This is a genomic window from Streptomyces sp. NBC_01232, assembly GCF_035989885.1.
Lineage (GTDB): Bacteria > Actinomycetota > Actinomycetes > Streptomycetales > Streptomycetaceae > Streptomyces.
This window is the reverse complement of record NZ_CP108518.1, coordinates 4819847-4834079: the sequence shown is the minus strand read 5'-3', so window position 1 is coordinate 4834079 and position 14233 is coordinate 4819847. Positions and strand designations below refer to the sequence as shown.

The 14233-nt window shown below is 75.6% G+C and carries 9 protein-coding genes; 8 read left to right on the top strand and 1 reads right to left on the bottom strand.

Annotated features, from left to right (window positions below; all coding sequences use genetic code 11):
* Nucleotides 1-51: 51 nt before the first annotated feature.
* Nucleotides 52-1452 carry a COG1470 family protein gene (locus OG444_RS22335; protein ID WP_327263851.1) on the bottom strand — a complete coding sequence of 467 codons (1401 nt, stop codon included), beginning with the start codon at nt 1450-1452 and terminating at the stop codon, nt 52-54.
* A gap of 170 nt (nt 1453-1622) precedes the next feature.
* On the opposite strand from OG444_RS22335, the gene OG444_RS22330 reads away from it, so the two are divergent.
* From OG444_RS22330 to OG444_RS22295, 8 genes are all read left to right on the top strand, one after another.
* Entirely contained in the window at nt 1623-2288 is a 666-nt protein-coding gene (locus OG444_RS22330) for a helix-turn-helix transcriptional regulator (protein ID WP_327263850.1), read from the top strand.
* 151 nt (nt 2289-2439) lie between these two features.
* Nucleotides 2440-5625, top strand: coding sequence for a hypothetical protein (locus tag OG444_RS22325; protein WP_327263849.1), 3186 nt, complete (start codon nt 2440-2442; stop codon nt 5623-5625).
* Nucleotides 5622-6377 (top strand): DUF4255 domain-containing protein, encoded by a 756-nt coding sequence (locus tag OG444_RS22320; RefSeq protein ID WP_327263848.1) that lies wholly within the window; start codon nt 5622-5624, stop codon nt 6375-6377. Before OG444_RS22325 ends, OG444_RS22320 begins: the two co-directional genes overlap by 4 nt.
* Nucleotides 6378-6493: 116 nt before the next feature.
* Entirely contained in the window at nt 6494-8617 is a 2124-nt protein-coding gene (locus OG444_RS22315; protein ID WP_442810775.1) for an ATP-binding protein, read from the top strand.
* Between the two features lie 179 nt (nt 8618-8796).
* A complete protein-coding gene (locus OG444_RS22310; protein WP_327263846.1) occupies nt 8797-10359 on the top strand; it encodes a phage tail sheath family protein in 1563 nt (520 codons plus the stop codon).
* A gap of 38 nt (nt 10360-10397) precedes the next feature.
* Nucleotides 10398-10838 (top strand): phage tail protein, encoded by a 441-nt coding sequence (locus OG444_RS22305; protein WP_030388073.1) that lies wholly within the window; start codon nt 10398-10400, stop codon nt 10836-10838.
* Nucleotides 10835-11332 carry a hypothetical protein gene (locus OG444_RS22300; RefSeq protein ID WP_327263845.1) on the top strand — a complete coding sequence of 166 codons (498 nt, stop codon included), beginning with the start codon at nt 10835-10837 and terminating at the stop codon, nt 11330-11332. The genes OG444_RS22305 and OG444_RS22300 overlap by 4 nt, the downstream gene beginning before the upstream one ends.
* A complete protein-coding gene (locus tag OG444_RS22295) occupies nt 11329-11487 on the top strand; it encodes a DUF6760 family protein (RefSeq protein ID WP_327263844.1) in 159 nt (52 codons plus the stop codon). The genes OG444_RS22300 and OG444_RS22295 overlap by 4 nt, the downstream gene beginning before the upstream one ends.
* The last annotated feature ends 2746 nt before the right edge of the window (nt 11488-14233 follow it).

The following is a 14233-nucleotide window of genomic DNA, read 5'->3' as shown; positions in this document are numbered from 1 at the left end:
CCCTCTTTGCCCCGGCGTACAACCTGACCGACTATGTCCGTGCCGCTCGGGTCACCGGAGGTCGCTCAGCACGCCGCTCACGTTGAGCACCTCGTGACACTCCTGCGCCTGACGGCCGGTGGCCGGCGTGCCTGGCTTCGCACAGGTCACCTGAACGGTCACAGTCTGGCTCGCGGTGATGCTGATGGGGGTGACCCAGTGGTAGTCCTGGTTGCGGAAGGTCTCCAGCGCGATCGTCGTGATCTTGCGGTCGCCGAAGTCGATGGTCACCACCCCTTCGTCGCCCTGGAAGTTCGCGACAACGATGTCCGTGATCCCGAAGGCCTTGCCCGCGGGTACCGCGTACGTGCCGGTCTTGGTCTGGCCGCTCCCGGTCTGCAGGTCGATGGTCGCCGAGCTCTGCTGTCCTCCGGTCCCGGCACCGCCGCCTCCGGTGCCACCGCCGGTACCGCCCCCCGGGGCGGTACCGCCCGCACCGGGCTGGGTGCCCCTGCCGCCCGCGCCCGGCTGCTTGCCGTCGCCGGTGACCGGGGTCTGCCCGTTCAGGTCCGCGCTGGGCGCCGGCTTCTTCTGGGCCTCCTCGGCGGCCTCCTTCGCCGTACTGCGCACGGCCGGACGCACCAGCAGGAACCAGGCGAGCAGCAGCGCGAGCAGCGCGGCCAGGACCGCGAGCAGCCACGTCGGGAAGATCGGAATCTGGACGAACTCCGCTTCCAGCGGCGCCCGGACGGGATCCGGCTCCGGCCGCTCCCCGCTCTCTCCGCCCTCCTTGCTCTCCCCGGTCTTCTTGCCGTCCTCGCCGGCGCCGGCCCCGCCGGCCGCGGCCTCGGCCACGGTGACGGTGACGGTGAACGGCCAGGTCACCGGGGCCCCGAACCACACCGGCGTGCCGGTGCGGACCCGCAGCACCGCTTCCGCCGACTCCCCCGGCTCCAGCTTCAGTTCGTCGGGGGCGAAGGCGAACTTCAGCTCCTCTCCCGGCTGGGCGGGCGTGAAGCCCAGCCTCACCGGGGAGTTGCCCTCGTTGCGCACGGCCAGTCGATAGCGTCCCCGCAGCCAGCCGCGGCGGCGTCTGGGAGCGCTCTCAGCCCGCAGCTCGCGGAACTCCTCGATGTGCACGGTGGTCTCGGGGACCCGCACGGCCTCGGGCTGCTCCGTCGGCAGCACGCGCACGGCGAGCGGCACGTCCCCCGCCCGTACCTGTGGTGAGCGGGGCGGTGCCAGACGGATCGTCACCGTTTCCGAGGTGCCGGGGTACAGGGAGACGCGCTCGGGTTCCACCGTGGTCCAGGCAGCACAGTCGCCGACGACCTCCAGGCGGTACGCCTCGACGATGTCGCTGTCGTTGCGGACGGTGAGGCCGGTGGATGCGGTACCGCCCGGCGTCACCGACACCGGCGGGAGGTCGAGGCCGGGCGCGCCAGGACTTGAAGGGGCTGCTGGGGATATCACACCGCGACGCTATGCCGCCGCCCCCGCCACCTCCACGGACACGGGGGCAACGCCCCGGGCAACCCGGATGCCCCCGAAGACGCTCATCAACTACGAGTGCCCAACCTCCTGTTGATCATTCCTCTCCATCCGTAACCCCACATACGCATCATGGAACAGGTACAACGCCAATGGCCCACCCTGACAACAACGGACCCGTCCCCTCATCCGGCGCCGGTGATCGGGTCACCGTGGCCGTGTACGCACCGGACCCGATCCTGCACGTCGGGGTCGTCCACCAGCTGCGCCAGCGCCCCGAGATCCAACTCGTCGACGTCACCGACGGCGCGCAGGTGTCGCTCGTCGCCGTGGACAGCGTGGACGACGAGACGGCCGCCCTGCTGTACCGGCTGCGGCACGACTCCACTACGCGCACCGGGCTCGTGGTCGGCACGTTCGAGTCCGGGGACGCCCTGCAGCGCGCCATCGAGTGCGGGGTCACCGCGGTACTGCGCCGCAGCGAGGCCGACCAGGACCGGCTCCTGGGGCTGGTCCTGGCGATAGCCAACGGCGAGGGCGTGCTGCCCGGCGACCTGCTCGCGAAGCTCCTCGACCACGTGGGCAGCCTGCAGCGTTCGACCCTCGACCCGCACGCCGTGTCCCTGTCCACCCTGACCGCGCGCGAGGCCGACATGCTGCGCCTGGTGTCGGAGGGCCTGGACACCGCGGAGATCGCGCGCAAGACCTCGTACTCCGAACGGACCGTCAAGAACGTGCTGCACGAGATCATCACGCGGCTGCACCTGCGCAATCGCACGCACGCGGTCGGCTACGCGCTGCGCAACGGGCTGATCTGACCGTCCGGCGGGGCCGGCGGCGCACCCCACTGCCCGAAAGCGCACCGGGTGCTTCCCCCGGGTGCGGCCCCACGGCCCTGCCGTACGCACCTGCCGGTCCGCAGAGTGGCGGGGTCATACGTGAATGCCGTACCGGACTGTGAGGTGGACCGTGATCCGCACGGGTGGCTCCGGCGGCCGTCGACACCGCTGGGGGAGGACCGGCGCGCCGCTGCTGCTGCTGATCCCCCTGCTCGCGGTGACGGCGGCCACCGGCCCGGGCGACGCCGAGGCGCGCCCCCAGGCGGCCGACGCCGGCGACGGCCGGGTCGTGTACGCCGGCACGCGCCACCGCAGCCTGGGCCGGGTGGCGACCGGCACGTCCAGCACCCCGCTGTTCGGCGAGGGGCCGGCGCACCTGGACACCCAGCCCGCCGCACTGGGCGACCAGCTGGTCTTCGCCGGCCGCCGCGACGAGCGGACCCCGCAGGTCTACCTGCGCTCCGCGAACGGCTCGGTGCGCCGCCTGACCAGCGGCCTGGACGCGGCGAACCCCCGGCTGACCCCGGACGGCCGGTCCGTCGTCTTCGACTCCGCCCAGTCCGCCGGATCCGGCGGCACCCAGCGCGACCTGTGGCTGGTGCGCACCGACGGCACCGGCCTCACCCGGCTGACCGACACTCCCGCGAACGAGGAGCACCCCACGGTCTCGCCGGAGGGCGGTCGTCTCGCGTACTCCTCCGACGGCGACCGGACCGCCGGGCGGCAGGTCCACGTACGTCCCCTGCGGGGCGGGGCCGCCACCCGCGTCACCGATCCCGCCAACGGCACGGCCACCGAGCCGGTGTGGAACCCCGTGGACGACAAGGCGAACCGGGACGTCATCGCCTACACCGCCACCGGAACGGCCGGGCCCCGCCTGCGCTGGACCGACGGGCGCGCCGACGGTCCGCTGCTGGCGGGCGCCCAGGCGGGCTGGCGCACCCACGGGGCAGCGTGGCTGCCCGACGGGAACGGTGTGCTCTTCCTCAGCCCGGACCGCACCTGTGACTGCAAGGGCGACTGGGACCACGTCTTCCGGGTGCCCGCACACGCGGCGGACACGCCCGAGCTGGTCCTCAGCGAGGACCGCGAGGTCGGCTCGGCCACCTGGCTCGGTCCGCAGAACGGCGGCGGAGTCGTGGTCGAGCGGACCTCGGCGGCCGGACCCCACGTGGTGACCCTGCAGGACGCCCGGATGGACGGCTCCGACCCCCGCGACCTCGGCCTGACCATCCTCAAGGAGGACCCGGCGGCCGACACCAACACCGACCCGGCCAAGGACCCGCTGTTCCGGCCCGCCGCCGGCTTCGACCCGTGGACCGAGCGGCAGAACTACACGCCCGACGGGCGCCGGATCGTGCTGACCCGCTTCGAGGACAGCGAGGCCGGCCGGATCGAACGGATCTGGCTCGCGGACGCCGACGGCACCCACGCCGCCGCCCTGCCGCTCGCGGGCCGCGGCCCCAAGGACTGGGACACCGACCCGGCGTTCTCCCCCGACGGCCGGTTCCTGGCCTTCACCCGGACCTCGCCCGGTGGCACCGGCGGGGACACCGGCATCCCGCGCATCCTGATCGCGGACGCCACCACCGGCGCGATCCGCGGCGAGGTCACCCCGCCCGCCGGCCGGGACCGGCTCGGCGACGCCCAGCCCACCTGGTCCCCCGACGGCACGACCCTGGCCTTCACCCGCAACCTCGTGATCAACGGCAACGGCGGCAACAAGCACATCTGGACCGTGCCCGTGGACCACCTGGACCGCCAGCGCGACCTGAGCGCCACCCTCTGCCCCGGTGCCTGCGAAGTCATCGACGACAGCCCGGCGTTCTCGCCCGACGGCGCCACCATCGCCTTCAACCGCAAGAACGGCGGCGGCCGCGTCGACGAGCGCAGCGGCATCCTGCTCGCCTCCGCGGCCGGCGGCGGCGCCTGCCGGGTCCTGCTGCCCGACGCCGCCCGTGACGTGCCGGGGGCCTGCGGCCGGGAACTGCCCGAACCCACGGCCAAGGGTCCGTTCCAGCCCCGCGACGCCGCCTGGACCGCCGACGGCAAGAGCCTCGTCCTGAGCGCCCGCGGATCACGGGCCCCCAACAGCCCGGAGAAACTGAAGCTGGTGGACGTGGCCTCCGGCGACCACGGCCTGCTCGTCACGGGCCTGCCGGGCCGTCAGAAGGAGCCCGGCGTCCAGCAGTCGGTCGACCTCGCGGTGCGGGCGCCCGAGAAGTCCGCGCCGCTGACCGTCGGCGGATCCGCCACCGTCCGGGTCGACGTCGTCAACCAGGGCCCGGCGGCCTCGCCCGGCACCCGGCTGACCGTCGCGCCCCCGCTCGGCGTGGGCGTCACCGCGCTCACCGCACCCGGCGCCACGTGCGACGCGGCGGCGCTGACCTGCGCCCTGGGCGTACTGCCCCCCGGCGCCACCGTCCCGGTGACCGTCACCCTCACCGGCGTCACCCCCGGGGACCAGCCGGTGGACTGGTCGGTCACCGGCACCGTGCTCGACCCCCGCCCGAGCGACAACTCCGGGCGGACCGTGGTGCCGGTGCGCGAAGCACCCGTACCCCCGAAGCCGACCCCCACCCCGCCGACGCCGACACCGGCACCGCCGACTCCGCCCACGAACCCGCCCACGACCCGGCCGACGCCGCAGCCGGAGCCGCCCGCGCCGCCGGCCGGGCCCGCACTCGGCCTCACGGCCCAGCCGAACCCGGGCTACGTGGGCGGCCGCGTCGTCGTCACGTACACCGTCCGCAACGGCCGGAGCGCCCTGGCCACCGGCCTGCGGCTGCGCATCGGCCTCCCGCAGGGGGTACCGAACGGCGGACCGCCTCCGGGCTGCGACCAGAGCTGGGAATGCGTGCTGCCGGACCTGGCGCCGGGCGCACGGACCGTCCTGCGGGTCGTCCTCAGCCCGGACAAGGCGCTCACCGCCCAGGTGACCGGCAGCCTGACCACGACCGGCACGGACGCCGACCCCGGTGACAACACCGCCCGGCAGCAACTGCGCGTCCTCCAGCCGCGGATCGTCGCCGTGCCGCCGATCGGCAAGCCCGGCTTCGTCACCTCCGTGCGCGGCGAGGACTTCCCGCCCGGCGTGCCCGTGCGGTTCGCGTGGAAGCCGGGCATCACGGCGGCGGCCGCACCGACCCTCCCCCGGCGCGACGGCACGTTCATCGGCCAGCTGCTGATCCTGGCCAAGGACCAGACGGGCCCGCGGATCATCACCGCGAGCGGCCCCGGCTTCTCGCCGGTGCAGACCGACTTCCTCGTGGTCAACGGCTCGGTGCAGCCCCCCGACGAGGTGAGCCGCCGGTGATCCACGAGGTCGACGAGGGGCTCCGCCGGCTGCTGGCGGAGTCCGGCCTGGAGGCGTCGGGCGTCGAGGTGGTCTTCGACGCCCCGACGCGTGACTGGGCGGCGCGCCGCAGCGCGCCCACGGTCTGCGTCTTCCTGTACGACATCCGCGAGGACCACGTCCGGCGCGGCAGCGGCGCGGGCGAGGTGTTCGACGCGGACGGGTTCGTCGTCGCGCGCCGCACCCCGCCGCGCTGGTTCGAGCTGACGTACCTGGTCACCGCGTGGGCGAGCCGGCCGCAGGACGAGCACCGGCTCCTGTCCCAGGTGCTCACCTGCCTCGTGAACACCGACACGCTGCCCCCGCACCTGCTCACCGGCACGCTCGCCGAACTCGGCCTGCTCGTGGACGTGGACGCGGGCGGGACCGGCAAGGACGCACCGGCCGCCTCCGACGTGTGGTCGGCGCTCGGCGGCGAGCTGAAGCCGTCCCTCGGGCTGCGGGTGAAGGCGCCGCTGGCGGGCCTCAGCACGGTCACGGCCCCGCCGGTCACCGACGGCCTCGTCGTGCGATCGGTACCGCACGGGTCGGGCACCGAGCCGGGCGCGCCCGGCCGGGCGGACAGCGGGCGGGAGCGGCCCTCCGGCGAGGAGGACGGCGCGCGCCGACTGCGCTACACGCAAGGGGGCGAGCCGGGCCCCGAGGGCTTCGGCGGGCCCCGGGAGCGGCGTGCGGTCCCCGCGCGCCGCAGACGAGGGGAACGACAGCCGTGACGTACACCGTCGACCCGGCGGCACCGCCCGCCCCACGGCACGCGGAGCCGGCCGGCACGACGCGGGACGGCACGCAGCCGGACGGCACCACGCGGGGCGGCACGGAGGCGGACGGCATCGGGGCCGCGGACGGATTCGTTCCCGGCCCAGCCCCAGACCCGGACCCGGACACCGGCCCCGCCCCAGGTCCCGCCCCAGGTCCCCTCCCCTACCTCTGGGCCCGCCTCCGGCTCGTCGAGGAGCGGGTACGGCAGGCCGTGGCGCTCCGGCGGGCCGTCGACCCCGACCCGCACGACCCCTACCGGGGCCAGTACCTCACGCCCGAGGCCGTCGCCCGCATCCTGGACGCGCCGCACGGCCCCGGCCTGCCCGCGCTCGCACCGGCCGAAGCACCCCCCGGCTCGCCGCTCGACGTCCTCTCCGCGCGCTTCGCACTGGATCCGCTGGACGTGGACCTGCTCCTGGTGGCCATCGCGCCGGACCTCGACGCCCGCTTCGAGCGGCTCTACGGCTACCTCAACGACGACCTGACGCGCCGCCGGCCCACCGTCGGCCTCGCCCTCGAACTGTGCGGCCGCACCGGATCGGCGGCCTCCCGGCTGCGGCTCTCCCCCACGGCTCCGCTCGTCGCGGGCGGTCTGCTGGAGGTCACCGAGCCGGAGCGGCCGCCCCTGTCCAGGGTGCTGACCGTCCCGGACCGGGTCACGGCCCATCTGCTCGGCGACGCCTCGCCCGACCCGCGGCTGGCCGTGGTGCTCGGCCGGGCCCACGCCGACCCGGCCGTCGACCCGGCCGAGCTGCGCCGGGCCCGCGCCGCGGCCGGCAGCGGCTCCCGCCACGTCCACCTGCGGTCCCGCGGCGGCGACCCGGAGGGCCTGGCCGCCGCCGCGCTGTACGCGTCCGGGCCGGACCCCCTGGCCCTGGACGCGGCGGCGCTGGCCCAGCACGCCCGCGCCGTGCCCGAACTCGCCCGCGCCACCGCCCGCGAGGCCCGCCTCACGGGCGCCGGTGTGCTGCTGGGTCCGCTGGAGGAACTGCCCGGCGCACCCGACGAGCGGGCCCGCGTCCTGCGCACGCTGTGCACCGCGCTGCGCGGCATCCCCCTCTTCACCTACGGAACGAGCGGCTGGGAACCCTCCTGGGCGGCCGACACCCCCGTCACCCTGACCGTCGAGGCCCCCACCCCCGACCGGAACGTCACCCGCTGGCGGCACGCGCTGGAGGGGGCCGGTGGGGAGCACGGCGGCGGCGCCGACGCGCTCGCCCGGTCCGTGTCCGCGCACCGCCTCGACGCCGGGCAGCTGCGGCGCGCCGCCGACAGCGCGGTGCGCACCGCCGCGCTCGGCGGCGGCCCGCTCTCCCCCGAAGGCCTGCGCGCCGCCGTACGGGCCCAGAACGGTGCGGGGCTCGCCCGCCTCGCCCGCCGGGTGGAGCCCGCGGTGGGCTGGGACGACCTGGTGCTGCCCGCCCCCACCCTCCGCCGGCTGCGCGAACTGGCCGTACGCGCCCGCCACCGCGACCAGGTGCTCGGGCAGTGGGGCATGCGGCCGGGCGGCGGGCGCGGGCGCGGGGTCATCGCCCTGTTCGCCGGGTCCTCCGGCACGGGCAAGACGATGTCCGCCGAGGTGGTGGCCGCCGACCTGGGCATGGACCTGTACGTGGTGGACCTGTCCACGGTCGTCGACAAGTACGTCGGCGAGACCGAGAAGAACCTGGAGCGGATCTTCACCGAGGCGTCCGCCGTCAACGCGGTGCTGCTGTTCGACGAGGCCGACGCGATCTTCGGCAAGCGCTCGGAGGTGAAGGACGCCCACGACAAGCACGCCAACATGGAGTCGGCCTACCTGCTCCAGCGGATGGAGTCCTTCGACGGCATCGCCGTCCTCACCACCAATCTGCGGGCCAACCTCGACGAGGCGTTCACCCGCCGCCTCGACGTGGTCGCCGACTTCCCGGTGCCCGACGCCGCCCAGCGCCTGGCCCTGTGGGAACGGTGCCTGGGCGATCCGCTGCCCCGGGCCGGGGACCTCGATCTCGGCTTCTGCGCGGACCGGTTCGAACTGGCCGGGGGCTCGATCCGGTCCTGCGCCGTGACGGCCGCCTACCTCGCGGCCGCGTCGGGTGCACCGCTGACCATGAGCCAGGTGGTGACGGCGGTCGCCCAGGAGTACCGCAAGCTCGGCCGGCTGGTCCTGGAGGGCGAGTTCGGGCCGTACCTGAGCCAGGTCACCGGCGTGTGAGCCGGTGCGGCGGCCGACGGGCGGCGGCCCGGTGCCTGGCCGGTCCGGCGGGGGCGACCGGGAGGGCAGCGCACTTGCCCCCGCCCAGGTCCGAACGCCCTTGTCCCGGGCGGCGGCCGCCGGAAAGGCTGTGATCAGACCTGATTGCGACTGCGCAGCTGTGACCAGAAGGAGCGAGCATGCCGACGTACCTCACCCCGGGCGTGTACGTGGAGGAGGTGCAGTCCGGTGCTCGCCCGATCGAAGGGGTCGGCACCGCCGTCGCCGCATTCGTGGGCTTCGCCCAGAACGGCCCCTTCCACGAGCCGACGCTGGTCACCAGCTGGGACCAGTACTCCCAGCACTTCGGCGGCTTCACCGAGGGCACCTACCTGCCACACGCCGTCTACGGGTACTTCGCCAACGGCGGCGGCGCCGCGTACGTCGTCCGCATCGGCGGGCCGGCCCGGGACTCCTCCGCTCCGGCCGCCTCGGGTGCGGTCCCCCGGACCCGTGCCGCGGAGCCGGCCGAACTCGGCGGATTCCTGGTAGCCGCCCGGCCGGGCGTCACCGGGGTCTCCGTGGAGATCGCCGACGCGGAGGGCGAGAACCCGCCGGAGGACCGCTTCAAGGTCCTCGTCCGCCAGGGCGGGCAGATCGCCGAGAGCTACGAGGCCTCCGCCCGCAAGAACGTCAAGGGCTACCTCGTCACCCAGGCCCGCGCATCGAAGCTGATCGAGGTCACCGAGCAGCGGGGCGCGACCCAGACCCGGCCCGCCGGCGGGACCGTCGTCCTGCCCGACGCCCCCGCCTCCTCGCCCGCCCCGGCCGGCGGCAGCAGCGGCGTGGCCCGGCTCGATCCGGCCGAGTACGTGGGTGACTCCGCCGCCCGCACCGGGTTCGCCGGCCTGGAGACCATCGACGAGATCACCATGGTCGCGGTGCCGGACCTGATGAGCGCCTACGAGCGCGGTGACATCGACTCCGAGGGCGTGCGCACCGTACAGCTCGCGGTGATCTCGCACTGCGAGCAGATGGGCGACCGGGTGGCCGTCCTGGACACCCCGCCCGGGCTCTCCGCGCAGCAGGTGCGCACCTGGCGCAACGACGAGGCGGGCTACGACTCCCGCTACGCCACCCTCTACTACCCCTGGGTGCGGGTCTTCGACCCGGCCGCCGGGCGCAACACGACCGTCCCGCCGAGCGGCCACGTCGCCGGCGTGTGGGCGCGCAGCGACGCCGAGCGCGGTGTGCACAAGGCCCCCGCCAACGAGGTGATCCGCGGCGCGGTGGACCTGGAACTGCGCCTGAGCAAGGGCGAGCAGGACCTGCTCAACCCGATCGGCGTGAACTGCGTACGGGCCTTCCCCGGCCGGGGCATCCGGATCTGGGGCGCCCGCACGCTCTCCTCGGACCCGGCCTGGCGCTACCTGAACGTGCGCCGTCTCTTCAACTACCTGGAGGAGTCCATCCTCCTGGGCACCCAGTGGGTGGTCTTCGAGCCGAACGACGACCGGCTCTGGTCGAGCATCCGGCGCAACGTCACCGCGTTCCTCACCGAGGAGTGGCGACGCGGCGCGCTGTTCGGCCGCACCGCGGCGGAGGCGTTCTACGTCAAGTGCGACCGGGACAACAACCCGCAGGAGTCGATCGACCAGGGCCGCGTGGTCTGTGAGATCGGCGTGTCGCCCGTCAAGCCCGCGGAGTTCGTGGTGTTCCGGCTGGCCCAGTTCTCCGACAGCACCAGCCTCATCGACGAGTGACCCTCCGGGGCAGCAGCAAGGAAAGGTGAAGGACAGTCATGGCAGAGGGCGATGCTCTTTCCACCCATATCTTCGGCGTACAGCTCGGCGGCTACCTGGTCGAATCGATCCAGGAGATCAGCGGCCTGACCGTCGAGGAAGAGGTCGTCGAGGTCCGCCAGGTCAGTGCGGAGGGCAAGCAGATCATCCGCAAGCAGCCCGGCGCACGCCAGGCGGGCGAGGTCACGATCACCCGGGGACTCGACAAGAGCAGCGAGTTCACCAAGTGGATCAAGGAGACCCTCAACAACGGCGCCGTCGACACCGCACGACAGAACCTCACCATCGAGATCAAGGACTCCACGGGAGCCACCGTCCGCCGCATCCAGTTGATGCAGGGCTGGGCCTCCAAGTGGGAGGGACCCTCCCTCAAGGCCGGCGAGTCCGCCGCGGCCACCGAGTCCGTGACCATCGTGTTCGAGGAGATCATCGTCGAATGAGGCGCCGTACGGTGACGGCGGGCAGCCTGGAGGAGATCCTCCAGGTCACTGCGCCCGCGGCGGCCCCGGAGCAGGCGGCGGCGCCCCCGTCCGCCGCCGCTCCGGCGGCGCGCGAGGAACACGGGCTGCGGACGGAGTTCGAGTTCGAGCTGCCGCGCGGTTACGTCGACGAAGCGGGCACGGTGCACCGGCACGGCTCGATGCGCCTGGCCACCGCCCGCGACGAACTGCGGCCCCTGATCGACCTGCGGGTCAAGGAGAACCCGGCGTACCTGAGCGTGGTGCTGCTCAGCCAGGTGATCACCCGGCTCGGCACCGTCACCGATGTGCACGCCGGGATCGTGGAACGGATGTACGCGACCGACGTCGCGTTCCTCCAGGACTTCTACCGGCGCGTCAACAGCGAGGGACACACGCGTGCGGCGGTCACCTGCCCGCACTGCGAAGGCGGTTTCGAGGTCGACCTCTCCGGTGGGCGCCTGGGGGAATCGTGACGTACGCCCTCCCCCGGCTCAGGGAGGAGATCGCGTACATCGCCTACCACTTCCACTGGCAACGCGACGAGATCCTCGACCTGACCCACGGCGAGCGCCAGGAGTGGGTCTCCGAGATAGCTCGTATCAACACCCGTGTGAACGAAGGCGGTTGAACACATGGCATGGCGGGACAGGCTGCGTCGGCGTGCCGCCGCCGTGCCGGACGCCCCGGCCGCGGCGCCGGTTTCCGCCGCCCCGGCGGCCGCGCGGCGGGACGTGGCCGTGCCCGGCGACTGGGACGGCGGCTGGCGCGTGACGGCGCCGCCCGCACTGACCGTGTCCCGGGCGGCGATGGGCGTCAGCGACGGGCTCGGCTTCCGGGCCGGTCTGGCCGCGTGGCGCAACCCGTCGTTCGACACCGGGCTCGCCCACGCCGTCCTGCCGTCCGCCCCGGCGGGCCTCGTCCGCGGGGTCACCCGCCCCGCCGGCCCGCGGTCCGCCACCGGCGGCGGGGGCCCGCTGCTGCTGCGGGCGCTGCGCCGACCGGACGACGCGGAACCACAGGCGGCGCCGGGCGCCCCGCACGCTGAGCAGACCCCGCGCCGGGTGCGGCCCGACGTGACCCCGGCCCCGGCTCCGGTGGGGTCCGGACCGGCCGCGCCCGGTCCGACCTCTGCGCCGCCGGCACCGCCCCACGGGGACGCGTCGTCCGCGCACTCTGCGGCCGCGCCCGTCGCACAGCGGGCTGTTTCCCCTGCCGCGCCCGGCCGTGCGCCGACGCCTGCGCGCTTCCCGCTGGTCCGCCGTGTCGCAGTGGTGCCCGACGCGTCGGCGACCACGCGTGGAGCGTCCCCCGCAGGTCCGCCCGCCCGCGATACGCCCGGCACCGCCGTGGTCCGACCGCGCTCCGTCGGCCGTACGCTGACCGTCGCGCGGGTCCCCGTCACGCCCGGGCGCCGCGTGTCCGTCGTCCGCCCCGCACCGGTACGGACGGCCCCGGCCGTGCCGCAGACGCCCGTGCAGCTCGCACCGCTCGGCGCGCACCGCACCGAACTCCCGCCCACCGAAGCCCCGTCGGCGCACCCGGCAGCCACTCCCGGTCCCGACCCGGCCCTGCCCGTACTGCAGCGCCGTGCGGAGCCCGCCGTCGAGGTCGAGGGCCCCGCACCCCGTACGGAAACCCATCCGCCGCTCGGGACCCCGGCCACCGGACTCCCCTCCCCCGCAGGGCCGTCGGACCACGCGGCAGCGCCCGCACCCACGCCGGCCCTGCCCGTCGTCCAGCGCCAGGCGGAACCCGCCGCCGGCCACAAGACCTCCGTACAGCGCGCGGACAACCGTCCGCCGCTCGGCGGCCCGCCCACCGCCGGGCCGTCGGAGCACCCGGCAGCAGCGCCCGCACCCGCTCCCGCCCTGCCCGTGGTCCAGCGCCAGGCCGAGCCCTCCGCCGACCACGGCGGCGCCACACCCCCCGCACAGCACCCTGCGGAGAGCCGTCCACCGCTCGGCGCCCCCCTCTCCGGCCTCCCCGCCACCGCCGCGCCGGCTCCCGCCGCCACCCCGGCCCTGCCCGTGGTCCAGCGCCGGCCGGAGCCCGATGCCGCGCGCGGGACGTCCGTGCCGCGCTCGGAAAGCCGTCCGCCGCTCGGTTCCCCGGACACCGATCCCCGCTCCAAGGCAGGACCGTTGGAGCACTCGGCAGCACTCCCCGCCACCGGCGGCGGATCCGCACCCGCCGCCGACCGCACTCACTCCGTACAGCGCGCGGAAGACCGTCCGCCGCTCGGCGCCCGGACAGCCGAAGTCCCCTCCACGGAACGGCCGTCGGAGCACCCGGCGGCAGCCCCCGCACCCGCCCTGCCCGTGCTCCGGCACCCGGCGGAGTCGTCCGCCGGGAGCGGCGCCCCCGCCACCCCCGCCACCCCCGTGCCCTCGGCCGCTCCGGCCCGGCCCGTGGTCCAGCGCCGGGCGGAACCCGCAGCGGGCCCGGACGTACCCGCGCCGCGCGCGCAGAACCGGCCGCCCCTCGGCACGCCCCCCACCGGGCGCCCTGCCACCCCGGCGGCCTCGGCCCCCGCGGCGGCAGAGCCCGCTCCCGCCGGGCCCGTGGTCCAGCGCCGGACCGGACCCGCAGCCGGCCCGGACCCCGCCACCACGGCTTCCGTACCCGAGCTGCCCGTGCTCCAGGACCGTGCCGCTCCCGGCCGCGGGGAACCCGCGCCCGTGCAGCGCGCGCGTGGCCGCGCACCGCTCGGCGCCCCCCTCTCCGAACTCCCCGCCACCGCAACCCCGGCCATGCCCGTCCTGCAGCGCCGGGCGGAGCCTTCTGCCGAGGGCGGCGTCGGGTCCGGTGCGACCCGCGCGTCCGGCCCGGGACGGACCGCGCCCCGTGTGCGCACCGGCCTGGGGGCACCGCTGCCCGCGCTCCCGGCGAGCGCGGCGCTGCCCTCTTCCGCCTCGCCCCGATCCCGCCCGGCGGCCGTGCCGGGATCGCCGCTGCTGGGCGCGGAGGGCGCGGCGAAGCCCCGTACCGCCGTACCCGCCGCGCCCGCCGCACCCCGGGCCGGCGGCGGCGCGGCCGGTGCTCCCCCGCTCGTCCGGCCCGCCGTCCCGCCGGTCGTCGTCCCGCCGGTCGCCGGCCGGAGCGCGGCCCCGCACCGCACCCTCCAGCTGCTGGCGGCCCGGCCCCTGGCCCTCGGTACCCGTGACATGGGGAGTGCTGCCGCCCCCGCCGCCCTCCCGGCGGGCGGTCCCGTGGTGCCGGCCCGCCGGCCCGCTCCGTACTCCCCGGCCGCCGCACCGCCGCAGGTGCGGCGGGCCGCGGGAGCGACCCCGCCGCCCGCCGTGCATGCCGTACGCGCCGTGCGTCCCGCGGCCGCCGCGGCGCCGCTCCCCGTGGCCGTCCCGCACGCGCCGCCG

Excerpts from the sequence above, each read along its gene's own strand:
- OG444_RS22310 (WP_327263846.1), top strand. The coding sequence starts at position 8,797 with ATGCCGACGTACCTCACCCCGGGCGTGTACGTGGAGGAGGTGCAGTCC.
- OG444_RS22300 (WP_327263845.1), top strand. The coding sequence starts at position 10,835 with ATGAGGCGCCGTACGGTGACGGCGGGCAGCCTGGAGGAGATCCTCCAG.
- OG444_RS22305 (WP_030388073.1), top strand. The coding sequence starts at position 10,398 with ATGGCAGAGGGCGATGCTCTTTCCACCCATATCTTCGGCGTACAGCTC.
- OG444_RS22330 (WP_327263850.1), top strand. The coding sequence starts at position 1,623 with ATGGCCCACCCTGACAACAACGGACCCGTCCCCTCATCCGGCGCCGGT.